General features: G+C 42.0%; 21 protein-coding genes and 2 pseudogenes. 2 read left to right on the forward strand and 21 right to left on the reverse strand.

Annotated elements, in window-relative coordinates; translation table 11 throughout:
* Window positions 1-139: 139 nt before the first annotated feature.
* The 14 genes from NSB25_RS03185 to NSB25_RS03250 all read right to left on the reverse strand — a co-directional run bounded on the left by NSB25_RS03185 (window position 140) and on the right by NSB25_RS03250 (window position 18,142).
* Window positions 140-541, reverse strand: a complete 402-nt coding sequence (locus tag NSB25_RS03185) for a GNAT family N-acetyltransferase (RefSeq protein WP_103237752.1) — start codon at window positions 539-541, stop codon at window positions 140-142.
* Window positions 542-583: 42 nt separating this feature from the next.
* On the reverse strand, window positions 584-1,039 hold the full coding sequence (locus NSB25_RS03190; RefSeq protein ID WP_103237751.1) for a GNAT family N-acetyltransferase: 456 nt from the start codon (window positions 1,037-1,039) through the stop codon (window positions 584-586).
* A 2-nt stretch (window positions 1,040-1,041) separates the two neighbouring features.
* Window positions 1,042-4,404 carry a UvrD-helicase domain-containing protein gene (locus NSB25_RS03195; RefSeq protein ID WP_103237750.1) on the reverse strand — a complete coding sequence of 1,121 codons (3,363 nt, stop codon included), beginning with the start codon at window positions 4,402-4,404 and terminating at the stop codon, window positions 1,042-1,044.
* A 47-nt stretch (window positions 4,405-4,451) separates the two neighbouring features.
* Window positions 4,452-4,748 (reverse strand): hypothetical protein, encoded by a 297-nt coding sequence (locus tag NSB25_RS03200; RefSeq protein ID WP_242982254.1) that lies wholly within the window; start codon window positions 4,746-4,748, stop codon window positions 4,452-4,454.
* A gap of 45 nt (window positions 4,749-4,793) precedes the next feature.
* Window positions 4,794-7,289 (reverse strand): DEAD/DEAH box helicase family protein, encoded by a 2,496-nt coding sequence (locus tag NSB25_RS03205; RefSeq protein ID WP_103237748.1) that lies wholly within the window; start codon window positions 7,287-7,289, stop codon window positions 4,794-4,796.
* Window positions 7,259-7,876 carry a class I SAM-dependent methyltransferase gene (locus NSB25_RS03210; protein WP_306817536.1) on the reverse strand — a complete coding sequence of 206 codons (618 nt, stop codon included), beginning with the start codon at window positions 7,874-7,876 and terminating at the stop codon, window positions 7,259-7,261. Before NSB25_RS03210 ends, NSB25_RS03205 begins: the two co-directional genes overlap by 31 nt.
* 345 nt (window positions 7,877-8,221) lie before the next feature.
* Entirely contained in the window at window positions 8,222-8,425 is a 204-nt protein-coding gene (locus tag NSB25_RS03215; RefSeq protein ID WP_103237747.1) for a helix-turn-helix domain-containing protein, read from the reverse strand.
* Between the two features lie 6 nt (window positions 8,426-8,431).
* A complete protein-coding gene (locus NSB25_RS03220) occupies window positions 8,432-9,346 on the reverse strand; it encodes a hypothetical protein (RefSeq protein ID WP_103237746.1) in 915 nt (304 codons plus the stop codon).
* Window positions 9,347-9,357: 11 nt separating this feature from the next.
* The gene (locus NSB25_RS03225) at window positions 9,358-10,398 is read right to left on the reverse strand and encodes a radical SAM/SPASM domain-containing protein (protein WP_103237745.1); all 1,041 of its coding nucleotides are present in this window, start codon (window positions 10,396-10,398) and stop codon (window positions 9,358-9,360) included.
* Window positions 10,398-10,811, reverse strand: a complete 414-nt coding sequence (locus NSB25_RS03230; protein WP_103237744.1) for a hypothetical protein — start codon at window positions 10,809-10,811, stop codon at window positions 10,398-10,400. Before NSB25_RS03230 ends, NSB25_RS03225 begins: the two co-directional genes overlap by 1 nt.
* Window positions 10,808-11,236, reverse strand: a complete 429-nt coding sequence (locus NSB25_RS03235; protein ID WP_103237743.1) for a hypothetical protein — start codon at window positions 11,234-11,236, stop codon at window positions 10,808-10,810. Before NSB25_RS03235 ends, NSB25_RS03230 begins: the two co-directional genes overlap by 4 nt.
* Window positions 11,237-11,247: 11 nt before the next feature.
* Window positions 11,248-14,184, reverse strand: a complete 2,937-nt coding sequence (locus tag NSB25_RS03240; protein ID WP_103237742.1) for an NACHT domain-containing protein — start codon at window positions 14,182-14,184, stop codon at window positions 11,248-11,250.
* Entirely contained in the window at window positions 14,181-15,368 is a 1,188-nt protein-coding gene (locus NSB25_RS03245) for an MBL fold metallo-hydrolase (RefSeq protein ID WP_103237741.1), read from the reverse strand. The genes NSB25_RS03240 and NSB25_RS03245 overlap by 4 nt, the downstream gene beginning before the upstream one ends.
* Window positions 15,369-15,379: 11 nt before the next feature.
* Window positions 15,380-18,142, reverse strand: coding sequence for a hypothetical protein (locus tag NSB25_RS03250; RefSeq protein WP_103237740.1), 2,763 nt, complete (start codon window positions 18,140-18,142; stop codon window positions 15,380-15,382).
* Window positions 18,143-18,339: 197 nt separating this feature from the next.
* On the opposite strand from NSB25_RS03250, the gene NSB25_RS03255 reads away from it, so the two are divergent.
* A complete protein-coding gene (locus tag NSB25_RS03255) occupies window positions 18,340-20,079 on the forward strand; it encodes a DUF262 domain-containing protein (RefSeq protein ID WP_103237739.1) in 1,740 nt (579 codons plus the stop codon).
* Window positions 20,080-20,156: 77 nt separating this feature from the next.
* Here NSB25_RS03255 and NSB25_RS03260 read toward each other — a convergent pair whose 3' ends face one another.
* The 3 genes from NSB25_RS03260 to NSB25_RS03270 all read right to left on the reverse strand — a co-directional run bounded on the left by NSB25_RS03260 (window position 20,157) and on the right by NSB25_RS03270 (window position 22,576).
* Window positions 20,157-21,050 carry an SIR2 family NAD-dependent protein deacylase gene (locus NSB25_RS03260; RefSeq protein ID WP_103237738.1) on the reverse strand — a complete coding sequence of 298 codons (894 nt, stop codon included), beginning with the start codon at window positions 21,048-21,050 and terminating at the stop codon, window positions 20,157-20,159.
* Window positions 21,001-22,044, reverse strand: a complete 1,044-nt coding sequence (locus tag NSB25_RS29890) for a macro domain-containing protein (protein WP_242982253.1) — start codon at window positions 22,042-22,044, stop codon at window positions 21,001-21,003. The genes NSB25_RS03260 and NSB25_RS29890 overlap by 50 nt, the downstream gene beginning before the upstream one ends.
* Before the next feature lie 133 nt (window positions 22,045-22,177).
* Complete coding sequence (locus NSB25_RS03270) at window positions 22,178-22,576, reverse strand: NAD(P)-dependent oxidoreductase (RefSeq protein WP_330405981.1); 399 nt, start codon at window positions 22,574-22,576, stop codon at window positions 22,178-22,180.
* A gap of 161 nt (window positions 22,577-22,737) precedes the next feature.
* On the opposite strand from NSB25_RS03270, the gene NSB25_RS03275 reads away from it, so the two are divergent.
* Entirely contained in the window at window positions 22,738-23,058 is a 321-nt protein-coding gene (locus NSB25_RS03275) for a winged helix-turn-helix transcriptional regulator (protein WP_103237977.1), read from the forward strand.
* 68 nt (window positions 23,059-23,126) lie between these two features.
* On the opposite strand, the pseudogene NSB25_RS29620 reads toward NSB25_RS03275, so the two are convergent.
* From NSB25_RS29620 to NSB25_RS03290, 4 genes and pseudogenes are all read right to left on the reverse strand, one after another.
* Window positions 23,127-23,270, reverse strand: a pseudogene (locus NSB25_RS29620) (IS110 family RNA-guided transposase); the annotation flags it as partial.
* Window positions 23,271-23,579: 309 nt separating this feature from the next.
* Window positions 23,580-24,584: a virulence RhuM family protein gene (locus tag NSB25_RS03285; RefSeq protein WP_103237737.1), complete on the reverse strand. Its 1,005-nt coding sequence runs from the start codon at window positions 24,582-24,584 to the stop codon at window positions 23,580-23,582.
* Between the two features lie 43 nt (window positions 24,585-24,627).
* Window positions 24,628-24,720, reverse strand: a pseudogene (locus NSB25_RS29895) (IS200/IS605 family transposase); the annotation flags it as partial.
* Between the two features lie 199 nt (window positions 24,721-24,919).
* Complete coding sequence (locus NSB25_RS03290; protein ID WP_242982252.1) at window positions 24,920-25,357, reverse strand: hypothetical protein; 438 nt, start codon at window positions 25,355-25,357, stop codon at window positions 24,920-24,922.
* Between the last annotated feature and the right edge of the window lie 304 nt (window positions 25,358-25,661).

The raw sequence follows: 25,661 nt of genomic DNA on the forward strand, positions 1-25,661 counted from the left end.
TATCCAGGCCTCTCCTACGGAAGAGGGATTTGCTATCAGCATCTATGTATACTTTGTTCCACAATATAAGCCGCGTCCCCCGGAGCTCTTCGTCTGATTTATAAAAGGTGTAATCCTTATCCCCCTATTCGGAAAAGTATCAACATCTCATAAATCCACAACAGCCTATCTCTGAAAATTCAGAGAAACCAAGCGATTTATAGAAAGATACTGTTCGAGGTGTGTTGTCCGTTGTCAACTCGATTTGCCGAACAGCAGAATACCGGTTAAGAACAGCTTTGAGCAGCGCTGTTCCAACGCCATGTCTTTGCTTTTTCGGATATACCAAAATATCCTGAATAAAAATAATGGTGAATCCATCGCCAACCACTCTGATAATTCCAAGCAGTTCCTCGTTCTCATATGCCGCCAAGACTAACAGCGAGTTATGATATCCCTGCTCCAACGCTGACATATCTTCTGTATATGCAGTCCAGCCAACCTCTGTATACAGGCGCAAAATTTCGTCTGCATTATAGTTCATATATTCTCTGATTTCCATTTTAGCCTCCAAGTGTAATAATATGCTCTCTATTTGCTTGCTTTATTTGACAATTTCTGTTTTTACTATCACAAAACCGTTATTCAGATAGATTTGAACAGCATTTTGATTCCAGTCTGCGACATGAAGGGATATCGATTTCACCCCATCCTTCTGCATTTTAGAAACAGCAAACAATAATAATTCCCTTCCATAACCTTGCCCTTGAAATTCTTTTGCCACAATGAGATCGTCTATTTCATTTTCATAAATGGCAACGGATCCAATCAATGCTCCTTCTCTTCTTAATAAAAAAATTTGAGATGCTTTCTGTAAAAGCTCATATTCATTATCACAGCAATTTACCGGTGTAAGTCCCAATGCTGTCCTCATGTCAAAAAAGCATTCCTCATACACACGTTTGTATTCCTCATAATCATTTGGGGAATAGTTACTGACATGCAGATCTGAAGATATCTGTTCCCCATAATATTCCATTGTATGTGCAATAATTTGCATCTTTAGGTCCCCCCATTCTCCAAATACTTTTTCAATTTATGAAGCTTACCTTCTGTGATTACTTCTGCATAATGGAGGCCTTCATACGTCGAATGCAACACCGGATATTTCCCCTTCGTCTTCAATATCAGATGCTCTGCTATCATCCAGTCTATAATTGATCTTATTCTCTCATAGGGCATATCCTGTAATGCCCCAAATTCCGGCAGCTTATCCAGCTTACTTTCAACTATTTTCCTGCTGTCGATTCCTTTCAGAACTTCGGTAAGTACGGTTACTCCATAATACTTTACCCTGCTTACATTTTGAAGCGCTTTGACCACTGTAAATATTAAATGATTCAATTCATAATTTCCATACATTACGGGCTGCATGTCTGCCAGACTAATTTCTATGGAGTCATCTTTCAGTTCTCTTTTAACAGCTGATGGTTTCTCTGATGATACGACAGTGGTCCGTTGTTTTGGTACCTGTTGCATTTCAACAGATTTTTCTGCGCGCATTCCTTCCGGCTCTTCCATCTCGTACCCCATCTGGTCATAAAATGCTTTTTTATTCATCACCTTATTACAGCCTGTCCCATCAGGCTTATAATTAGTACATCCTAAGAAAAATCCGGAATCTCTTCCCTGCTTAACCACCAGATACCCGTCTCTGCATTTATCACACTTCTGGATAGACATCTTGCCCCCGCGCAGATCATTGGTCATGAAACTGCAGATTTCAGGTTCATTTGTACAAATATAAAGCCGCAGTCCATATGCTTTTTTATATTTCAACTGCATGGGATACCCACAAAGCGGGCACGCTTTCTTAGGCCTGCCGGCAACTTCCTCTTCATTCCAGTCACCATGTAAAACAACATTTTTATAATCTCTCTTTAATTCAAGTAAAAATTCAGACGGATTCTGCTCTGGCGCAATAAAGAACACTCTGTTTTTCGTTCTTGTCATAGCAACGTAAAACAGTCTTCTTTCCTCAGCATAATTTATAGATCTGTCTCCCTTGATGACAAACGCCAGTACAGGGTCATCTTCTATTTTTGAAGGAAAACCATAAGTTTCATTTTTGCCATTTACAATAATTACATCATCATATCCAAGTCCCTTAGAAGAATGAGCAGTCATGAATGTAATATCAAGATTTGGATAATTCACACTTTTAATTTTATTTCCGCGATCTATGTACTCAAACAAACCTGATCGCTCTAAATGGTCCCCATCAAACCCAAATCTGCCTAACAAAAGAATTGGGCCAGGCTCCTTATTCTCCTCTTTCTTATATTCAATAAGCTGTAGAATTGCAGTTTCAACAGCCAACGCTAAAGCATAATTAGCTCCACTTCTGCGATTATCGTCCTTTCGCTTCAAAGTGCTGTCATATGTATAAATAAGAACCGGGTCCTCTATTCGCTTCGAAGAAATAAGCTGCTTTGGAATTTGCTCAGAATTTTGCTGTATGAAGTTTCCTGCAATATCAATCACATCCTGAGAATTTCGATATGTCCTGACAATTTTGAGCATTTTGGCATATCCCATTTTTTCAGCGAATTTGGTAAATAATGTAATATCTGAGCCGCTAAACGCATATATGGATTGCCAGTCATCTCCCACTGCAATTATTTTAGCTTCTGTAACCTCTGACAACGCTTTCGTAAGGTCGAACCTTTGTCTGGATATATCCTGGTATTCGTCCACAATAATATACTTGAAATCCAGCTTCTGCTTCATTTCTTTGACTTCTTTAAGTATTCTGGCGGACTCATTGATCATATCCTCGAAATCCACTGCTTTATTTTCTTTAAGCCACCTCTCATACTCCAGATAGCAGTCATTACAGATATCCAAAAACAATCTGCTTCTGACATTCTGGGTAGAATGGTACATACGGTTAAACTCATCCTCTGTGTACCCGTTCACTTTAAAATTGGAAATAAATCGGCATATGAGATTAATCAGCTTACGCACATACCGATTCTCTTCTCCGGCAACAAGCATTTCCATTACTTCCTTGTTGGAACGGGGCCTGAGTTCAAAGCCCTTAGCCTCCAGTTCATCCCTCAAATGAGTCAATAATGGTTTCCTGTCATTATATGAAGAAAATGTGTATATCAGTGAGGTTCCATGCTGCTTATGCAGACGAACCTTATCGTTTACTGCTTTTTTATATCTGTCTAATTCTCCCGGACTATATCTGTCGTTCTCTCCGTTTTCAGATATACCAAAATGCTCAATATATGCGCTTCTGCCATCCTGATAAACAATAAAGTCTGGTGTATACGGCTTTCTTGCATACGAAATATCATACTGATATACAGGTTCATAATCATAGTCTATATTATTAAGGTACAGGAAATTAGCAATTTCAACCTCCTGATGCGATCTTAACACTTCATTCTGGATTGTGACTGACTTCTTCGTTCTCGCATCTATTACTTTACATTTAAAATCTTCCAGATCACTTCTCATCGTTGAAAAATTTGCTTTTGCAATATTATTAAAGAATCCGTTGAAATCGTCTCCTTCATAGGGCGCATCAAAGTAAGATGCAAAAAACATAATAAGCTTATTCACTACACTCTCATTCTGCATAACAGAGCCGCGGAAATAGTCCCGAATCACAAAATATAATCTTGAATTATCTACGATATTCAGCTTCTCGTCCGGCGTATTCACATGGATTACTGCATTTCCGGTTGAATGGAATGTTGCGATTGGGCATTCGATTCCCAATGTACCCCGTATCTTTTCCTTCAGTTCATTTACTGCTTTATTTGTAAACGAAACCACCAGTATCTGGGAAGGTTTTATCCCCTGTTTATCCACAAGATACTTGACCTTGGCTGCCACTGTCGTTGTCTTTCCGGCACCTGCTCCCGCAATGACCAGACAATAATCCTCATCCGTTAAGACCACTCTTCTCTGATCGTCATCTAATGAAACTGCAGGATCAATCGCTTTGAGAATATTATCAAGATATTCCTTTTCGCTGACCATGGTTTTTGTTATGAATTCTTCATTATGTCGGTCTGTCAGCTTTTCTATATCAGTAAATGCTGTTATGGTATTCTGAACTTCAGACATGGAAGTTTCATTTATCCGGCAAAAACTTTCTAACATGCCGCTGCTCTTCAGAACAACAAAAAAATCAATAACAGATCCATATTCCTTTATTTTTTCAAGATAATCACTTTTAGCAATATATCTCTCTGCATCCATCAGTGAATCTATGTAATTCTTTAAATCAAGCAACTTTATGACATTTTCGTTTTTAGGAACGATTGCTTGTCCAGGATTTATGGGTGTCCTTTTCACCGAATTTGTCTGTGCTTTTTTATGACCAAATATTTTGCCAAAGAAGCCCATGTCCTGTTTCCTTTCGTGTCTTGAGTACCATTTAACTGTTCCGCACGTTATCTTCTCTTTTTCAGTTGCCTGAAAGTTTCCAATTCCAAATCAAGCCCATCCATCGTCATATCTAAATAGGAGTATCCTAATCTGTCGTAAATGTCAATCAGCTTAGATTTCCTGATTCCCAGAATCTCTGCCGCTTTGCCATGTGATATGGTCTGATTTCGTATATGTGGATACAGCGACTGCGCATTTCCTGTAAGCGCTGATTCAAGCTGCTTATGCCTTATAACCTGCAATATAATGCCCCCTAAAAGCAGGACCACTGATATAATCCCCAAAGTTTTCGCTAATCCCATTTTTACTTTCTCCTCTGTAAAATCCATGAGAGCGGCATTTCAATGTCACTTTTCTTTCCAGCGACTATCCTGATACCTCCTCCGATAATACTCCATAGTCCGGTACTCAATGATATCCTTCATCTGCTCCTGCAATACACGACTGCCGATCACCGCCTCCAGATCCCGCCTGATTCCAATGGCATACCCGGGCACGTCAATAAAGAATCCCTTCCCGGAGGCTTTCAGGTACCGTATCGGCATGGACTTTGCCTTTGACAAATGCTGCCTGTCGGTAATCTTCATATACTCCTCATAGGTCATATTCTCTCCCAGGTCTTTCCAGTTCGTTCCATTGGAAAAGAATTTTTTCCAGGCTTCCAGCACTTCATCCTCCGTCACCGCCATGCGGATATCTCCGTCATTATAGAAGCTGTCTAAAACAGGCATTTTATAAACCTTCTGCATATCCGTTGTCTCCAACAGATTCAAAAATTCTCGCCCGATTCCATTATATAAAAGTTCTTCTTCCGCTGACAGTTCCTGCAATTCATGAAGATACTCCAGATATCTGCGGAAAGGATTTTCCTTTACATTCTGAATGCAAAGCTGATAGATCTCATCCTCCATATAATTGAATAATTCCATCCGGTCAGGCGTCCTGTCGCCCAACATTTCCTTTACCCTGAAGTATTCCCTTCTGATGAGCTCATGAATAGTCAGCCCTTTCTTTTCCATCTCCCTGAACAAATCAATCAGGCGCATATCGAAATCTACAATACAGTCATCCGGATATTCAATCTCATTTGTCCGCTTATCGCCATTCTTCGCACAAACCATTTCCCCGCCAAGAAATTGAGGAATTTTGCCTGCCTTTTCATAATTTCCGATAAAGTCAAGCACATTAAGGTATTCCTTCCCTTTGCTTTTGCGCAATCCCCGGCCCAATTGCTGGAGGAACACTACCGGCGATTCCGTGGGACGCAGAAACAACACCATGTCAACCTGTGGCAGATCCACACCTTCATTGAACATGTCTATGGAGAAAATGACTTTGATGTCCCCCTTTTTCAGCCTCTCCAGGGCAATATCCCTGTCTTCGGAAAATGCTCCGTCAGCGTTGCTGTACACCGCCACCGAAGGGATTCCCCGTTGACAGAATTCCTTTGCAGTCTCCTCCGCATGCTTTCTGGAACAGCAAAACCCAAACGCTCTTTTTGAACGGTACTTCATATAATGCTTATATATCAGATCATATCTTCTGGCATTTCCAATGTAAGCGGCATTCAGATCTTTCTCCTCATAATGTCCCCGAATCAGGTGAAAACCGGAATAATCCGTCTCATCATATATCCCATAATAATGAAATGGAACCAGCATTCCTTTGTTAATGGCATCCTTTAAGGAAATTTCATATGGCACATTGTAATCGCAGATTTCGTAAATATTCCTGTTATCCATCCTTTCCGGAGTAGCTGTCAGGCCCAGCAGAAACTTCGGGCGAAAATAATTAATAATCTGACGATATTGTTCGTTTACAGCATGATGGAACTCGTCAATCACCACATAGTCAAAGTAATTCCGTGAAAAATACTCATCCCTCAGATATTCCTCTTTTCCCAGGGTCGCCACAGAAGCAAATATGACACTCTTGTCATTCTGCTTGTATTTCCCATAAAAGAACCCATAATCATCCGAATTCCTGACATTCCGAAAAGATATGGCTGCCTGCTTCAAAATTTCTTCCCGATGCGCCACAAACAGGACACGCTCGTACTTTGCTGAGTCAAATGCCGCCAGGTATGTCTTTCCTATTCCTGTGGCTGCCTGCACCAGCCCCTTTACAGCCCCTTCTGCTCTGCTGTCCTCCAGCGCATATAGTGCCTCTATCTGCGCCCCTCTGGGCTGAAACAATGTCTCTACCTTCGCATCCGGGTAATCTTCCAGATTGTCATATTTCTCCAAATCCTTCTCTACTGCCGGCTTATGCCAGGATTTAGAATAACGCTTTAACTCGGCATCGTCGATAATGATAGAATGCTTCTCAAATAAATCAATAAAAGTGGAATAAAACAGATTAAAGTTCTCCTTATCCTTACGGCTGCTGAATCTGTAATTCCACTCTATTCCGGAAGTCAGCGCACTTCTGGATATATTTGAAGACCCTATGTAGATTTCACTGCCATTTTCATAATGGAAAATATATGCCTTTGGGTGAAAAGAGCGCTCTTTGTGATTGTAAAAGCGTAAATCGATTTGATCTCCCAGTTCCTTTTTTATCAGATATAATGCAGATGGCTGTGTAATTCCGAGATAATTTCCAGTCAACAGGCGGATACTCGCTCCTCTGTCAAGCGCGGCCTTCAAATCCCCCAGAATCAGGCGCACTCCTGACTCCATCAGAAAAGATACAATGATATCTATCCTTTTTGCAAGCTGAATGCTCATCTTCAACTGATAGTACAGAAAACGGCGGCGGTTCCTGTCACCCGTCATGACATCCGTTGTCTCTATTTCAAGTACTTCACCGATTACTTCTTCCGCAATATTATATTCAGCCATTTTTCATCGCCTCTTCCGGGTCTGACATCAAAGGATACCCAGTGTTCCTCAATTTCCAGCTCCTTGATATTCTGCAGGAAACCGGAAAATTTACATTCCGTCATATCTGTAAAATATCTTCCGTTACGCTCACCTTCACAGGTTCCATATTTAAAGGATGTATAAATAATACCGCACTCTTTCAAGGCTGCTGCCATACGGCGGAAAACGTCTTCCAGCTCCGGTAATGGCAGATGAAGGATAGATGAACATGCCCAGATTCCATCGTATTCTTCAGCGTCATCTAATTCCTGAAACAGCATGTGCCTTACCGGAATACCTGTGTATTTGCCTGCGGCTTTGCATAATTCGACAGAGCCGTCTATTGCCGTTACAACATATCCCTGTTCCAGAAAAAATTTTGTGTCGCGACCAGAGCCGCAGCCGAAATCGAGGATAAAGGCACCTTTTTTCAATCTTGATAAAAAGCTGCGCTGTGTTGCGGTAAAATCAACATCAACTGTATTTTTAATAAAACTCCCGGCATTTTCGTCATAGTAAAAAATTGTTTTATCTATATATTCCTTCTCTTTTTTATTATGATTCAATTTTCTCTTTACCTTTCTGCGAAATACGTTTTGTTCATTCCTCCTATAACAACCACCTGACAGGAAAAAGCGCCGGATATAAATCCATAGTCATAATCGTATTTTGGAAACCCTTCGATAAAATTTATCTCATTTTAACATAAATCTCCACCGCTTACCAGAGAAAGCAGGAAATGAAGTAATGAAAAACAGGATTTATTATTTACAGCTTGTCTTGATAACTATTGATAGACAGGAATTATATTTATTACACAATCCCAAAAGAATAAAAGAGCTGCTGAGACAAAACTTAGATAAAGTTGTTTAAAGTGTACAACACACAAAAAAAGAAAGGATATGCCCCCCCTATCCTTCCTCAATTTCATCCGGCACAAATTCTGCAATATCATCAAGGGTAACGCCTTCCCCCAATATATTTAGAATCATATCCAACGTATGTGTTGTAACGGACTGATTCTCTTTCAGACGCTGAATTTGTGCCCTGCTTATACCATGATAGGTATAAAGCTGGTATTGACTTATTCCATGTTCTTTTAAAGTTATGAACAAACAAAATCAAAAATAATTCACCCACTCCGGCTGTCCCTCTCCTGCCGCCTTTTCCACATGGCTGATCCAGTCAGCTACCTGCTGTAGTCTTCTCTGTAATTCTTCCAGACCAATCTCCCCCTCATCCGCCGCTTCCCATAATTCCTCCATCCCGTACTTTACGGCATCCTCCGGGAAAAAGACACAGTCGTGATGAAGATTTTCAAACAAAGCTCCTTCGCCATTTTTCTCACATTTTCCTTTGATTGCAATGTGAGAACAGTCCCAGCCGTCTATGGTCCGCTTTATCCGGTATCGATCCGTATGGCCCCACCTCCTGGTATACACTTCAAACATTAACCTTTTTTCCAGCGTCTCATCACTCTCGATCTGCATCCTTTGTCCCTTTCCCCTGATTTCATCCAGCAGGGCCTTCAAACTGTCATAGTGGTCATAAAATCCGGTTATATCCTGTTCCGGATTGATTCCACGATTGTACAGCAAATGCTTATAAAATATAGGCAAATGTCCCCAGTGCAGTACTGGGAGTAACTCTGCTACAGATTTTTCTATTTTATGATAGCGACTATAGGAAAAATTTCCATAGGTACTGTTTTCATATTCATCATGGAAGCTTCCGAATTCCGCCACAAATTTTGCATCTGCATCTTTCAGAAATTCTATTGCCGTTTTATTGGCACGAAGTATTTTATCAATATACTTCCTTTCCTTATCTGACAGTATATAGGTTTCCCCTGTCTTCTGAAAAAAGGCATCCGCATAATACGCCAGATCCCTGGCTTTAAAGCGGAATATCTGCTTCACTTCTGATTCCGAAAAAGTCCTATCGCTACCCCATTCCTTCTCCTTCAAGCCTCTGGCTATGGAAATCCGCAAATTCCTTTTTCTTACATTATCCCATTCCTTATTTTCATCACGCATAATCTTTCTCCTTATATACAGCGGTTGATTGGAAATATCTGGCATCCCCCATGGCACAGTGGATAATCCACACAATTCATACACCTGGAAATCGGGGCCTTCTGTCTGGTCGGAGCCGTCAATCGTTCTCGCATATCATTAAATACCATGCTGTTTTTCCAGATTTCCGTCAGGCTCCTCTCTCTGATAAAGTCTCCCGCACTTTCATCCCCGGACAGAAAAGAACATGGATACATCAGTCCCTTTTCAGAGATGAATGCAGAAAAACGTCCTGCTTCACAATAATCAACACTTTCTTCCGCTATTAATTCCCTGTGTTTCACCAACCATGAAATCATACAGCTGTCAAATCCAATTTTACACTTTTCAAAAGTCATCGCTGTCTTCAAAAACAGATCCAGCTCGTCATCTTCTTTGAGACCTTCATAAATTCTGTTGCCCACAGGCTTATAATTCAAGAATATAATTGCATTTACATATTTCCACTGTATTTCCTTCGATTGAAGTAATGCTGACGCCTTTGCAACCGAACCTTTATGAAGTAAAAAATGAATATTAGCCGATATTCCATACTCTCCGCATTTTTCAATTACTTTTCGTGCGTCATCATAGGGAGAATACCAGCTGACTGCTACCGCCCCTCCATACATCTTTGTCGCCTGATAAATTTCTTCTGTCATCCCCTGCCCATTGGTTGTATAAGAAGCCGTAATATGATGTTCTCTGGCTGTCTTCAGGAATCTCCAGAACTCCGGATGCTGATTGGGATTTCCCCCTCCTAAAGCAATCTGCTGTACACCTGCTTTCTCCGCCTGTTCCATGATTTCCTCATATAGTGAAAATTCCATAAAATCCCCGTTTCTATTGGCCTTACGGTAACAGAATTCACACTCTTTTTCACAATAATTGGTGATAGAGATATCCAGAAGCTCCGGCCCTTCTTTTCGCCAGAAAGGTTCTCTGTTGTCCTTTCCCCATCTAACTGCTATTCCCGTTTCATGATCAAACAGATAATAATAATTTTGTGCCCTGTCCCGACGCAGACGAATCATCACCAGCCACCTATACTTCCATTAAAATAAATATCATCTTCGCATATTACGAAACTCCGACAACAGAAATACACCTCTACATTTTCACCATCTGAACGCAGCTCCCCATAATATACCGTTCTGCCGTCTGCAATCAGTTTTTCCACTATTTCTACAGTCTCAGGGTCAAATCCTTCTTCTTCCAGGAATTCGGAAACTGTTATTCCACCTGCGCCGCTGTCTTTCATGGCTCTGTGAATTTCCTTTTTCCTCTCATCAAGCGCTTCAAACAGGTCCTCGAAGATCCAATTTGCAGGTGACACTCCGTCCGCTCCTACAGCTGACATAAATGCTTCTTTTTCCCAGTCTTTTTTCAGAGATATCACAAAAGAGGTCGAAGAACTGTTGGTGACAAATCCGTTTCTGATTTTCATGTTAATACCCCTGCATTTTTATCCTTCACATTGATTCCTTCCAGAAACTGATTGAACAATGGTATGTTTTCATTCTCATATCCGATCAAATCTCTGATACTGTAGCTGTTGATACCATACCTCAATTCCCAGACAGTATCGCCTTCCTGCAATTCCATAGAGTCGATGGTATCATACTCCAGTGTCTCCTTCTGATACAGGAACTCACGAAAGGAATCGTACTCTTCCATATAATACTTTCGATAGCAGGATTTTAAATCAAATGCGTTACAGAATAAATCCGAGAAAATTCTGTTCACCTGCTGGTCTGCAAAAGAACCTTTTCTCATTCCCATATGGTTTCTCACTGCCTCCAGTATACTATCCATTTCCAGGCCTTCCGGAGCAATCAGATAACATTTTTCCTCTATCCCCATAATTTTCATTTATCCATCCCTCATTCATCCCAAATGGCTGCCAGATGACTGTTAATCGCCTTATAATTATGCTTCTGAGTCTTTTCGTTCAATGTTGCTCTCAGCCTTCCCAGTTTCCCATATCCTCCAGACTTTTCGAATTCTCTGTTTTCTCTAAGAGTTCCTTTTTCCTCCCCGTCTTCTCCGATAATCGCATCAAGAATAACTTCCAGATTATGATAGATCAGTTGTGGCAGATCCTCCCGCATCACATATTTCTCCAGAATTTCCTCCGCTGTTTCCGGTACTTCCGCATACACATCTGACCACATAGCTCCAATTTGGTATGCATCGATTTCCACCATATAAATTGACAGCCGCAGATAATCCGCATTTCTCTTTATAAACGCCTTGTCTTCTTTATGTTCCTGAAAAGCTTCTGTCAGTTTGTCACAGGATTGCACCCCTGCTCTCTCTCCGGTTTCTCTCCCCTGATAATCCTTTTGCGTCTTGCAAAACAGCTTCTGGGTAACAGAATCAAAGACTGCCAGATTTATTGCCAGTTGGTTTAACATTTCAAATAACAAATCCGTATTTACAGTTCTGAAATAGTTTCTGTCTCTGTGGGAAAGCAGGAAATTAGCAACAGATGCCGCATATTCTCCGCCAGTTAATAATTCTGCTCTCCACCTCCCAATGTCTTCCTGCCCGATGTCCTCTTCCTCCAGTTCCCATACATTTTTCCAATACAGCTGTTTATATTCTTTCTCTGCCTCCAGAACCGGCAGCAATTCTTCTCCTTCCGTTCTGGCCAGAAAAAATATATATCTCTCAATTCCCTCCAAAATGCTCCAGTTTTCCGCATGCATCCTTCTCCATAACGCGGAAAACGACTCTGTATCACTATTTTTCAGAATATATCTTGTAATGCAGAAGTCCCTGAATTCATCAAATGTAAATCCCAGAACGATTTCTGTCTCTTTTAAAAGGCCCCTTTTTACCTGTACCTCCTGCTTGAATATTACATCCGCTTCCAACAGCCTGTCAAACATGGCAAGCTCTTCCTCCGATAGTCTGCTTCTCGGAATTTCCGTAAATTGTCTGCTGTCAATCATTAGTTGACAGATATGATCGATTAATCTGTCGAAAATCGCCTCCTTGCCGGGCGAATGCTCCGGCACAGATTCCTTCTTTTTTATCTCATAATATTTCTGGAACAGACTATATTTGTATACATGCAACATCCGCACCTGCCGTTTTCCCTGATTCACTTCACAGAAAAAGCGTAACAGAAGCGTATCATGTGCCAGCATTGCATAGGTCCGGTTCAGAAGAGAGCTTTCCATAATCTCTATATCGAAATATTTCAGGTATCCCCAGAAAATCCGCTGCATAAATTTATCCGACTGATATCTCATATCCATCCGGTAAAAGCTGCTGCCCAAAACCTCCGAATTCAACTGTCCAAACCGCTCCTTCAGAAGCTCATTTCTGGTAGACAATACCACTTTCAGAAACGGCAGGTTTTGCGCTTCCTTCAAAAAGTCAAATACATATCCGCCGAAATCATTCAGCGCTGTATTCTCGTTTAACCCGTCAATAATAACGGTAACAGCTCTGTGTTCCCGTTCCCAGACCTGTGTCAGCGCCTGCCGTACATAGTCCCAGGAATACTTTTCGTCCAGCGTCAGCTCCTTTTTAATCCGATTCATAAAGGCTTCCCGGAAGTCATGGGCATTATAAAAAAGGACTGGAAAGCCTTTTTTCATCAGAAAATTACAGGTAAAATCACACAGGAAATTGGTTTTCCCCTGCCCGGCATCCTTTGTAATCAGAATGGTTTTATACTGAAAAAAGCTGATTTCCTCTCTGATCTCTTCCAAAGTATATTTTACTGCATAACTGTATCCGTCTTCCATGAGATACCGTTTTTCTCTGGACAACCCCGCATCTTCCGGATGTACTTCTGCCTTTTCAATCTTCCTGACCGCGGCGTCCAGCCGTTTGACCAGTACCTCCAGAGTATCCTCTATTGTGTGCTCAGATGCAAAGTCCGCTATATCGCTGAAATCCAGCTTTGGCTCTTTTGGGTTTTTGCCGGTTATCAATTTGTTTACTGCATCCAGATTGATACCTTCAACTTCTTCTACCGCCTTTTTCAGGAACAATGACGGCTCTGTATAATATCGGAAATTTTCCTTATAGCCGCCTTCTTCCACAAAAATATCAGGAATATATTTTCTGCTCACAATATTTTTATCAATGGCTTTTTCCGTGAAACATCTTGCTCTCTCTTCAAATTCCTCCCTGTATTGAGAAGGCCTGAAGAAGTCTGACGGCAGGAGTTCTCTGAATAATTTTACCGATGCCATTCCCACCCCAAGCAATCCTCGTTCTGTCAGATGCTGTACCTGCAGGATTCCCACAATCCGTTTCCCGCACATTACCGGCGCACCGGAAAGTCCCTGATAATTCTCCGCATATCCGTCTTCAATACTTTTTAATTTATAATCCGAATCCCGCTCCAGATCTTCCTGAAGTTCCCGGCACTCAGCCGATACCAGCCCCGTACCTGATAATGGGTGAAAAATCTGCTTATCCGTAATAAAGCCCTCCGCTGACCATTTTGTACTGTCTGTCAGCAGTTCTTCCTCCGTGAGCAATATCTGATCCGCAGGTTCTTCCCGTTTCAGCTCCGTTTCCGGCTTTGATGACAGAGCTTCCCTGCTGCTCCTCTGTTCCGTCTCCGACAACAATGCTTCCGGATCCACTGTCAACAGTGCCGCAACATGGTTGCCCGCTTTAATGACTGCATCCTTCTCTTCCCCATTCAGAACCACAACATGCCGGTCTCCCTGCAGAATATGGGAGGCTGTCAGCACATATCCCGGCGAAAGAATGATACCACTTCCAAACTCTATCACCTCATTTTCCAGATATGACCTCACTCTGACTACAGGTATCTTCAATTCCTTCATCCTTCCCCCGTTACACAATCCAAAACAATTTCCCTCTTTTGAAACTCTGCCCTGAAATGATATTTTTCCTGCATGGCCAAAATGGCCGATTTCCTCTGAATATCATAGTTAAAGTATAATTCTTCAAAATCCCCCATCATAACCCGTGCCAGAAATTCATCTTCCGGGTGTCGATGTCTCCCTCCATTAGTGGAAATCAATAATTTCCTGGCCTTTGTACTCTCCATCCATGCCAGATTTGGTTTCGTAGAACCATGATGAGACACCTTGATCAGATCATATTTCGGTTCCAATTGTTCCTTCCACAATTCGCTCTCCGAATCCCCCATAAATAAAAGCTTCAGCCCCTTATAGCGAATTACCACTACAATGGAGGCACAGTTGATTTCGTTCATTTCCGCCAGATTAGAGGTACCAAGCCACTTCTGTATATCTCCGGTTCCGGCCGATATCTGCCGCATTGTAAAGTTCCCCGGCGCATCCGCTCCCTGGTAAAGCGTCATCAATTCCAGAAGTTCTCCAAATTCCTCTGTCCTCTTCCAGAGATAGTCCTTTCCAAAAGTCCGTATCAGCTCTCTGTCCAGTATTTTCCCAAGCTTTTCAAGCTCTGTCATTCCCGGCGATAAAACCTGAACTTCACAGTTGCCAAAGCAACAGCTTTTACTTTTCACGACACACCTTCTGTCAAATCCCCTGTTGACCTTATAGTGGTACTTTGCACAGACCTCTTCAAATGTCTTACTCTGTGGCGCCGAAATTAATCCGGCTTCTCCCGGTAACTGTGCTTTCAGGATACCACATATAGTCTTATATTCCTTTACTGTTTTTTCCGGCACATTCTCTGTCTTGCGCCTTAGAAATCTTTCCGAGTTCATTATTGTATTAAAAATCCCATTGTGCCATATCTCATCTACCTGTATTATCTGAGGATGATCTGCGTCGCCATTATCTTCGAGAAAGCTGATTGCTCCCAGAATATGATCCTCGTCTATATGGGTAATAATCATCAGAACTATTTTACATCCTTTTTCTGCCAGTCTCTGAAGCAGTGGTTTCAATTCTTCTCTGTAGGTAATCTGATAACCGCCGTCAATCAGGATGCAGTTTTTATCATCAAATTCCAGTACAAAACAATCACCTGCCCTGGCCGGCAGGAAATGAATGATGCAGTTTTCTTTTGTCATACACTTATATTTTACCCCTCTCTGTTCTTAACCGACACATTCACAAAGCAATAATCATCATTCCATCTGTCAGCCGACAGGTCATTTGTCCACACGCAGTTCTCCTTATAAAAGGAAGCAGGCGCGACTCTGTAGGATTCTCCTTCTGCCAGATGCAGCGGTCCCTGCATGTTTCTCAGGTTGTTTACCAGCGTAAGTTCTATTTCATTCTCGCCTTCCCGAACCAGCCCGGACACATCGACGGTATAGGGCTCCCACATGAACTGAGGCAGCCGGCGGCCGTTTATTCTTGCCTTTACGAAATTAATGCCCGTCTTCACAAAGTCAAGCATAAGTCTTGTATCCCCGGCAGAAAAAATCTTTTTCACTGTGATTTCGCCGGCAAAAAAGGGAAAGCCCTGTCTCTGTATATTTTCGAGGGAAATGGTCCCTCCGGGCTTTTCTATCACGAAACTGCCCGAGAATCTGCACGCCTCTCTGTCCAGTTCCTCATAAGAACCAACCGTGTCAACCGAAAAGTCTCCCAGGAGATACATCTGCTCCATCTCCATCTCAAAGGTCAGTTTATTCTTCTCCGATTCAAATATTCTGCTCTTACGGATTCCCTCATAGACAGCCTCCGACTGTCTGAAGTCAACGACCGTCGTTATTATATTCTCTCCGATTTTCACATATTTGGTAATATCCAGCCTGCGGAATGCTTTATCTGCGAAATAGCCGCAGTCCGTTTTCTCTATTTTCTCATCGTTAACCCGAATCTCGAATATTTCCGGTGTCTCACAGACAAGGTAAAGGGGCCGGGGAATATAGTTGATTCGGACTTTATATTCACACTTGATTTTCACCGGCCGGCATAAATCCAGGGCCCGGTATGTGGCGTTTAAAATATAGCCGTTTTTCTCAATCAGCCTGTCGTCAAAGTAATAATCACAGTAGTCCATGGTCAGGATATTTTCTGAAACCGATGTAATATTCCACTCTCCTCCAAGGTCTATGGGGGTAAGCTCCGGCTGTATCACCGCAGCCTTTCTGCCCGTCCGGTCGTCTGTCACAATCAGGGATTCGTACTTCCTGAACACATGATGTCCGTCAAATTCGGAAAGCTCCCCTGTAATTGGATTCATGGTCTTATTTCCGGCTTTTATATATGCGTTAAAGGTATGCTCGGTGCTGTTGACAAAATAGTACATGTCATACTCGCCGTAATGTCTTTCACAATATGTAATCTCAGGAATATCAATGATATCGTTCGCCGCTGTGTTCTCAGCATCTGTGATCCTTCCTCCGTTTGCGGTAAATTCCTCCAGGAGACGTTTTGTATTCTCAAGCAGAATCTCATGTCTGGGCAGAATTACAGTGGAATAGCTCTTCTCGCCTATCACAATCCGGTTTCCCTTGACTCTGCCGTGACGCTCCATCAGAATTTCATCGCCGAGATGAAAGTTCACATGCTTTCTTTCCAGCTGTTCTAACAGATCAAGGAAATCCTCATTCAGCCTCTCTATGCTGTCAGGAGTATTGCCTTTTGACGCTTCGTTGATTCTGTCCAGACTTTCCTTATTACACAGGGCCCACGCCGTTGTCTGCGGATGTATCACAAGCACCTCCACACCGTCATCTCCCTGGGAAAGCAGCATACCTGTCCGACTCATTGCATCATGAAATGCTTCGCTGTCCTTCCACCAGGGCTGCTGAATATACAGCGCCGGAGGATAGTCTCTCTTCCTCAGACCCCGGTTGGAATATCCCTCCAGATGCTGACACAGCAGATTGGCGCCCCGCACCATCTGATGTTCGAATATCCACTTCAGCTCGTCATGTCCCACATTATGTCCGCACATTGCGAAAGTCTCGGACAGGACCTGTTTTTTGCCCAGCTGTCTTGCCGCCGAACCCACCTGATAAGGGGTGAGACTTCTTATGTTATGCCGTCCCAGCCAGTCCATTCCCGGTATTGTCATATATTCATAATGAGGCATACATGCTCCATTGGTAGTAAGCTGGCTCTGCAGAAATTCTTCCAGGACCAGATGCCCTGTAAGTTTCAGTTTATGCGCCCCGCACCAGTCATAAATCTGTTTCATATAATTTTGTGAGAATAACTGGCATACCAGTTTCCAGAACTTCACCCGGGTCTCTTTACAGCCATTTCTGTCAAAGAAAAGCAGGGGAAGTCCATCAATCAGACTTTCCCCGTACATTTTTTCATATTCCTCCGGCAAAATAAAGCTCCACGGAATTCCGTCTCTTGATATTTGCGGTTCATCCGTAAATATTCCCGCAATTTTTCCCGCAAATCGGTCATAATAGGGCTGATATATATTATCTATGAACTCTTTTATGACTTTTCCGTCTAAAGTGTCCACATAGAAAGGATTCACATCATAATAAAAATGGTATCCGTCCACATTGGCAATGGTTCTGTCGGTATTCCTTTCTCCCTCTTCGACGCGCAGATATTTCTGCTGATACTCCACTCCTTTGCCGTTTACAATTCCGTTTCCGAAACCGCTGGGCCATCCGTTCTCATCATAGGCCCAGGGGTACATACCGTTCTCTTCACACTTCCGGACACATGCTTCCACATTGGCAAACCACTCCCCGCCCATGTATTCCGTCTGGAGTCCGCCTCTTGCATGCATGAAAAAGCCCCCCATTCCCCGGGCATTCATCTCTTCCACCTGCCGCACCGATTCCTCTGTGTCCAGTTTTTCATTCCAGGACCAGAACGGTATAGGACGATACTCTTTGGGTACGTTTTTGCTGTTTATCATTCTCTTTTCTCCTTCTGCGTATATAGCCATTTCCTGACGTGAGCAGGCTGACTTTGGTATAGAGGGCCATCCGACATTTTAATCTTAGCAAAAACACTGACTCTTTTCAATGGTTTGCCACATTTATCGTTGTTTTTGCATGATGATTCATGTTAGAATGAATACAAATCATATACAAATTACCAGGAGGATTCAGGATGTCAAAATTAAATGTAGACCAGAAGACAGTTAAAGATTTGTTTCAGGATAAGAGGGCAGACTTTCTGATTCCGGATTATCAGCGCCCGTATGCGTGGGGAGAGACCGAATGCCAGACCCTCTGGGATGACATTTTCAATTTCGCTATCCCGGATGATGGCCGCACAGAATTTGACAGTAACAGTGAATACTTCCTGGGTCCCATTGTCACCTTCAAGAATAAGGAGAAAATGGAGGTCATTGATGGCCAGCAGCGCCTGACCACATTCATGCTGCTCCTCCGCGCTTTTTACGCCAAATTCGGCCACATGCAGGATAAGGCTTCCATCTCCACCAGACATAACATTGAAAAATGCCTGTGGAAGACCGATGAATTCGGTGAACCTGATATGACGGAGCTGAAGATTGACTCCGAGGTTGCCACTGATAATGATAAAGAAGAATTTCTTGATATTCTCCGCACCGGCATTGTGAAGAAGGACCAGAAAAGTCGGTATGCTCAGAACTATCTCTTTTTCCAGAAGTGTATTGATTCGTTTCTCGGAAACTTTCCGACTTACTTTGCCTATCTTCCGACCAGAATCATGAATAACTGTATCCTGCTGCCGATTGAAGCGGAATCACAGGATACCGCCCTGCGAATCTTCTCTACTTTAAATGACCGGGGTAAACCGCTGTCTGACGCGGATATCTTCAAGGCACAGTTCTACAAATTTTATTCCAATAAGGGAGAAAAGGATACTTTCATTAAGAAATGGAAGTCTCTGGAAGAGCTGTGTGAGAAAATTTTCCATCCTGTTACCGGCACTCCGATGGATGAACTTTTTACCAGATATATGTATTATGTACGTGCCAAAATGGGCATCAAATCCTCTACCACAGAGGCGCTGCGCAAATTCTATGAGAAGAACGACTACGCTCTGCTGAAGAAGTCGGACACCTTTACTGACCTGATCATGTTGGCAGATTTCTGGGAGGATGTCTCCAACCAGGATGCCGACCATTTCTCGTCGAGAGTGCTGCGCAGGCTGTTTGTACTGAATTATGCACCCAATGGCATGTGGACTTATTTTGTCTCCGTGTACTTCATGCACAACAAAGATGAAAACGGTCTGCTGGAGGATGATGCCTTCTATGAATTCCTGAACAAGATCACCGGCTTCATCTGGACATATGCCGTTATACACCCCGGTGTAAATGCTCTCAGAACTCCCGTATATGCGGAGATGGTCAATATCGTAAACGATCTTCCGGTTACATTTGCGGACTTTAAATTTGAGCTCTCGGATATTAAAAATATTTTCTCCACCTTCGGATTTAACAACAGCCGCCCGATCACAAAATCAATGTTGGCATGGTGGACTTTTGAAAATGAAAAGCAGGAACTGCTCTCGCTGGAGACAGTCTTTGAAATCGAGCATATTTACGCCCGTAACCGTCAGGATAAGGAAAAGTCTCTGAAGAATATCCGAAATATTGAGGCTCTCGGCAACAAAGTTCTGCTGGAAAAACGCATTAATATCCGTGCGGCTGATTATCGCTTTATAGACAAAATCAAATACTATCAGGGATTTACCAACAGCCGGAAACAACAAAAGGAAGGCACGAAGAATCTGGAACTTCTCAATTTTGCAGCTACAGAGACAGATTTCACCGAAACCGACATTGAAAACCGCACAACGCGTATCCTCAGTGCCTACCTTGCCTATTTGAAAAAATATACCCTGATAAAGTCATGACGATCCGTCAGACGGACTCCTTTCTCCGGGGTTCAGCCTTCTCTTTACTGCGGAAGGTTGGGCCCCCGGAACGTACTTCAGGCTGTTTGCTCTGCGAAACGGTTCTTTATGTGCGTCAATGCTTCTCCGATATCATCAGCAATACCGATAGACTGTCTTTTGATTTCTGCCGGGACACAGGCTTCTGTCAGATTGATACATATGTAAGCGGCATTGGGATTCTCGCAGGTCATTTGCCAAAAAGGATATTTAATAATTCCCGGCGTATTACCGCCGACACCCAATTCCAGATATACAACATTCAAGTCTTTATGACCGCTTACAAAGGTTTGATACCTGTCAGCTGCCATATGCCAGCCGTCATCTTCAACAAAGGTATCGTCTGCCCGTAGATTCATTGACATGGGTGCACCGCAAACCGGGCAATGTGGAACCAACTCGGACGGAATACGCATATTTTCCTGTTCGGCAACCATTCTTTTAATCATGGGTTCGTTATCATACGTTTTATGGTGACAGGGTTTTGAACATTGCCATAAGCCATAATCACCCTGTGTATAAAACAGCCTGTGTTTATCAAAACCTGCCTTTTGAAAGCAGTGGTCTACATTTGTTGTTAAAACAAAATAGTCCTTATCCCGAACCAGATTGTATAAATCATGATAGACGCTTTTGGGCGCATTTTGGTAACGGTTAATAAAAATGTAACGGCTCCAATACGCCCATTGTTCTTCTAATGTATTGTAGGGATAAAAGCCCGCTGAATACATATCCCTAAAACCATATTTTGCTATGAAATCCGGAAAGTTATCCTCAAACCGTTTCCCGGAATAAGTAAATCCGGCAGAAGCAGACAGTCCTGCCCCTGCGCCTATCAAGACAGCGTCTGCGCTCTGAATTTTTATTTTCACTTTTTCGATATTATCCCAATAACTGTCTGTAGATTTTGTAGTCGCAATCTTTGAAAACATTAAAAACCACCTCCATATCACCTGAATGCTTTTTCTGATATTCTTTTACCGTTTGGATTGCTATTTCAGCGGCTTCTTCATTTGGAAAATGAAACTCCCCTGTAGAAATGCAACAGAAAGCAATGCTTTTCAACTGATACTCTGCGGCAAGTGCAAGGCAGGAACGGTAACAGTCTGATAGCAGATTGCGATCTCTTTGCGTGACTTCCCCATAGATAATTGGACCCACCGTATGCAGAACATATCGGCAGGGAAGATTGTAGGCTTTTGTTATTCTGGCTTTTCCCGTAGGTTCTTCTATTTTCTGTCTTTCCACGGAATGGTTTTCTTTCATGGAACCCTTTTCTTCCATAGAATGGTTTTCTTCCGTGGAATGCCTTTCTTCCATGGAATGCTCTTCTTCCATGGAATGCTCTTCTTCCATGGAATGCTCTTCTTCCATGGAATGTTCTTCTTCCATAGAATGCTCTTCTTCCATGGAATGTTCTTCTTCCATGGAATGCTCTTCTTCCATGGAATGCCTTTCTTCCATCATACGGGAACATTCCAGACGAAGTTCTATGCCTGCGGCAGAATGAATGGCATTATCAATACACCCATGACAGGGAATAAAGCAGCCTAACATCGTACTGTTGGCAGCATTTACAATCGCGTCTACAGATAAACGTGTAATATCGCCTTGCCATAAGTAGATCCCAGATTTCACGAATGGAATATCTGCTAAAGAGACAACGCCTTTCTCTGCTTTTTCCTCCTGCAAATATTCGTCCTGTATGTTCAGAAAATCTTCTGTAACCGGTTTGGGCGGGCGAATATTCATAAGAGAGCGTAACAGCCGCTTCCTTGCATTTTCCTCCACGGGAATATGGAAGAAGGGCATTCCATGGAAAAAAGGCGTTCCATGGAAAAAAGACGTTCCATGGAATGATTTCAGCTCGTCATTTTCGTTTATGAGATATTCTATCAGAAAAGTAAGTCTTTCTGCCTGTGTCATAGAGTCCTCCTATCTATTGCCTGTAAGGGGCACATTTCCTTACATTTTCCGCAATGTTAACAATGGCTTCTCGTCACCCCGCTTTTACGGGGCAGAGAGATTTCTACATTTGACCGATCGATCATCCAACCCGTTATTCTGCTACAACTGAAATTCTCTGCTGGTTGTGGTTCCCATTTAACGCTTCATCAACCATAGCAACTGCATAGTCAGCATAACTGATCATGCTTTCTCCCTTAGCGTTCAATGTCAATTCTTCACCGCCTAAGATGTATTTCCCGGTCCTTACTCCGTCTGCCTGAAAATCTCCGGCAGGGCTGATATATGTCCATTTTACATCGGTTCTGGTTCGAAGTTCGTCAAGTGCCTTGCCTATGTTAGAAGCAAGGGGCTTGAACATTTCCGGGAAGTCTGCTCCGTCCATGACCTGTACGGTATGCTCCGGGTCCACATACAGACTGCCCGCCCCGCCGACAACCAAAAGCCTTGTCCCCTTGCCGCTTACAAGGTCGCAGAGATCTGCGATTTTCATAGTTAGTTTCGTTCCTCCTGTATTCTTTTTGGGTTTTATTTGCGGCTTGTTTTTTCCGCTCGTAAGATTATAATATATCCATAGGGTGAAAACGTAAAGTAAGCACTTTATTGTGCCGTAGTTACCTAAAAGAAACTATTGTGAAGAAACGGGGGTTTTTCATGGAAAAAAATTTACCTGCCTGCCCGGTAGAAACCACTTTAATGCTTATCAGTGACCGCTGGAAAGTTCTTATTATCCGTGATTTATTAGACGGTACTAAACGATTCGGAGAAATTAAAAAATCTGTTGGAAATATATCTCAAAAAGTTTTAACTGCTAATCTGCGCTCAATGGAAGATAGCGGATTGCTTACCCGGAAAGTATATCCGGAAGTACCTCCACGGGTAGAATACACTTTAACCAAAACGGGGTATAGCCTGAAACCTGTTTTAGACGCTATGGTAGAGTGGGGAACGGAGTATAAAAAGAAAAACAGTTAGGATCTCCTCCCTTTTCTGTAAGGTCCTAACTTCTTCGTCCCTCCTGTCCATAACCAGGGCATACATTTCAGCTTTCGCATCTTTTTCAGCGGATTTTCCTTTCGGCTCCGATAATACTCATGTATTTCCCGGAACTCCGCCCTCTTTCCAGTCAGCGATATCGCTACCTCATACAGTACATATCTCAGACGCTTCCGCCCGCGGTAGCTGAGTGTCCAATATCCCCGTCTCATCGTTTCTTTAATTTCCCATTCACTGGAATCCACGAAATTCTTCACCTGAAGTCTTCCTACTTCCGTGCCGGTACCAAATCCAAAGTATGATACATACAAGCAGCTTATCTATTCAATTTCCCATTCGATTGTGAGGCTTACTTGCCAGTAGTCTTTCCTTCGTTCTTGATGCGATAATAGTCAGCCGTTTCAATATCCAGAATAATGTAGGATTCCTTCTTTTTTAGGTGTTGCTCAAGAGGCACACAGTTTCAACATGATTATCGTTGACTCAAATAATATATTTTTTCATTTCTTATCTGTTTTTTGTTCTAACATTTTTATAGAGTTCAAATAGTCCTCCTCTACATCGCTAATGGTTCTGGCTTTATATTTCTTATATTCATTTGTTGCCTTATTAACAGCCTGCTTATGAGAGACACTTCCATTTCCCTGCAATAACTGCTCTCCAGTCATTGTAAGAATACGATCCAAATGTTCTGCCCAATCTTTCATGGTCATTGCCTGTTCACGTTCTGCCTGACGTTCCGCAAAATCTAAATACCCTGACACCAGTTGACCCATTGCTCGAAGTTCTTTTTCATCCAAATAATTTTTTGCAACAACAGCTTCTTTCAATGTCGGCTGATTTCCAACAAATGTTGTAAGACCCATAAACTCTTTTTCAGCATCCGCCCTTGTGTAAATAACCTCTGCCGCCGTTTGACCATGAATCGCATAATGAATTTTATTCTGCACTTTTTTGAAAAAGAGAATGGATATTTCCGCTTTGGGATCGTAATCAATGCTAGTAGCGTAAATCTCCAGAACTTGCCTGTAAAATACCTTTTCAGAAGCACGAATGTCTCGGATTCTCTCAAGTAATTCTTTAAAGTAGCCGCCGCCACCCAGATTTTTCAATCGTTCATCGTCCAACGCAAAACCTTTTCGCATATATTCTTTCAGTATATTAGTCGCCCAAATCCTGAACTGCGTGCCGCGTTTGGATTTCACACGATAGCCCACAGAAATAATGACATCCAAATTATAGTAGTCAACTTGATAGGTTTTTCCATCCAATGCAGTTGTTGCAAAATTTGCAACAACTGATTCTCTCACTAATTCACCTTCAGAAAAAATGTTTTTAATATGCCTTGAAATTGTCGATTTGTTTCTTTGAAATAATTCAGCCATCTGATCAATGGATAGCCATACGGTATCTCCGTCAAAAGTCGTTTCGATTTTTGTCAAACCATCTTGTGTTGTATAAATAATAATATTAGATTTCTGCTCCACGTTTTCCTGGTTATTCACTCGCACACCTCTATTCTATTATATTGTGCAACACCCGTTGCACTCTTGCCCAAAACGCTTTATTGCACTTGCTTTGCTGTTCCGGATGCCTGTCATATATCATTATCGTACTCTTCCCTTTTAAGTATCCCACAAAGTTTCTTAATTTTCTGCCTCAGGTTACACATCCTTTTTAATCATTCTAACCTCTCTTCAGTTATATGAATACTTTTTCCTCTTTTTTAAAACAGCCTCTATATTGATTAGAAAAAAACTATTCAGCAACTACTTTCCAAATAAAAGAAACCTCTCAAATTTCTTTTATTTGAAAGATTTCTTTAATATTTGTCCTCTAATTATACTGTTGCTAATTCCTTCCCTCTAATAATAATTTCGATATCTTTTATATCCTTATCTGTAGCTGCTGCTATCTGCTCTGCTGTAAAGCCATTATTATACATACTAATAATAATTCTCGCTTCCCCAATTGCAATTCCATCTTCCTTAATTCCCTGACTCAAGTTACACATGACACCCACATCCTTTCTAAAATCTTCTTCAACAGGAATATCGTACTCATTTCCAATTATGTTTAGTTTCTCATCTGCAGTAAGTTCCTTTGATAGCAACGCTCCTAACAAGCGATGCAGTTTATATTGTTCATCACGTTTTGGAAGCTGTTTGGACAGACCAATCATAATAATATTTATTAAATCTATCTTCCCCTTCCATACATAGGAACCTACCAAATTATCATTTGTAAGATGAATATGATTCATACTGTTTTCATCCATGCCCATACATATCCATATTGAGTATACACGCTTTATGTCATTATAATTCGTATTCTCAAAATCCCTTTCCTTTTGAGACGAAATAAGACGACTGACATAAAAGACTGCTCTGTTCAGCAACTCATATCCTACTGGTTCGTTCTTCTGGGCTTCAACAAAATTCCGATATCGGAATTTTCTGGATTATTCCGATTTTGGGATTATTCCGATAAACTCGTTCTGTAAGCAGTATTTACGATCTTTCAAACAAGTTTATCGGAATAACTTTTTAATAGCCTCTTAATAACTGGTCTATGATATCCTG

Source organism: Acetatifactor muris (genome assembly GCF_024623325.1).
In the GTDB taxonomy this organism is placed as follows: domain Bacteria; phylum Bacillota; class Clostridia; order Lachnospirales; family Lachnospiraceae; genus Acetatifactor; species Acetatifactor muris.

Bases quoted from the DNA above. Each gene is read 5' to 3' on its own strand.
- NSB25_RS03185 (WP_103237752.1), bottom strand. From the start codon at position 541: ATGGAAATCAGAGAATATATGAACTATAATGCAGACGAAATTTTGCGC.
- NSB25_RS03190 (WP_103237751.1), bottom strand. From the start codon at position 1,039: ATGCAAATTATTGCACATACAATGGAATATTATGGGGAACAGATATCT.
- NSB25_RS03195 (WP_103237750.1), bottom strand. From the start codon at position 4,404: ATGGGCTTCTTTGGCAAAATATTTGGTCATAAAAAAGCACAGACAAAT.
- NSB25_RS03200 (WP_242982254.1), bottom strand. From the start codon at position 4,748: ATGGGATTAGCGAAAACTTTGGGGATTATATCAGTGGTCCTGCTTTTA.
- NSB25_RS03205 (WP_103237748.1), bottom strand. From the start codon at position 7,289: ATGGCTGAATATAATATTGCGGAAGAAGTAATCGGTGAAGTACTTGAA.
- NSB25_RS03220 (WP_103237746.1), bottom strand. From the start codon at position 9,346: ATGCGTGATGAAAATAAGGAATGGGATAATGTAAGAAAAAGGAATTTG.
- NSB25_RS03225 (WP_103237745.1), bottom strand. From the start codon at position 10,398: ATGATTCGTCTGCGTCGGGACAGGGCACAAAATTATTATTATCTGTTT.
- NSB25_RS03230 (WP_103237744.1), bottom strand. From the start codon at position 10,811: ATGAAAATCAGAAACGGATTTGTCACCAACAGTTCTTCGACCTCTTTT.
- NSB25_RS03235 (WP_103237743.1), bottom strand. From the start codon at position 11,236: ATGAAAATTATGGGGATAGAGGAAAAATGTTATCTGATTGCTCCGGAA.
- NSB25_RS03240 (WP_103237742.1), bottom strand. From the start codon at position 14,184: ATGAAGGAATTGAAGATACCTGTAGTCAGAGTGAGGTCATATCTGGAA.
- NSB25_RS03245 (WP_103237741.1), bottom strand. From the start codon at position 15,368: ATGACAAAAGAAAACTGCATCATTCATTTCCTGCCGGCCAGGGCAGGT.
- NSB25_RS03250 (WP_103237740.1), bottom strand. From the start codon at position 18,142: ATGATAAACAGCAAAAACGTACCCAAAGAGTATCGTCCTATACCGTTC.
- NSB25_RS03255 (WP_103237739.1), top strand. From the start codon at position 18,340: ATGTCAAAATTAAATGTAGACCAGAAGACAGTTAAAGATTTGTTTCAG.
- NSB25_RS03260 (WP_103237738.1), bottom strand. From the start codon at position 21,050: ATGTTTTCAAAGATTGCGACTACAAAATCTACAGACAGTTATTGGGAT.
- NSB25_RS29890 (WP_242982253.1), bottom strand. From the start codon at position 22,044: ATGACACAGGCAGAAAGACTTACTTTTCTGATAGAATATCTCATAAAC.
- NSB25_RS03270 (WP_330405981.1), bottom strand. From the start codon at position 22,576: ATGAAAATCGCAGATCTCTGCGACCTTGTAAGCGGCAAGGGGACAAGG.
- NSB25_RS03275 (WP_103237977.1), top strand. From the start codon at position 22,738: ATGGAAAAAAATTTACCTGCCTGCCCGGTAGAAACCACTTTAATGCTT.
- NSB25_RS03290 (WP_242982252.1), bottom strand. From the start codon at position 25,357: ATGGATGAAAACAGTATGAATCATATTCATCTTACAAATGATAATTTG.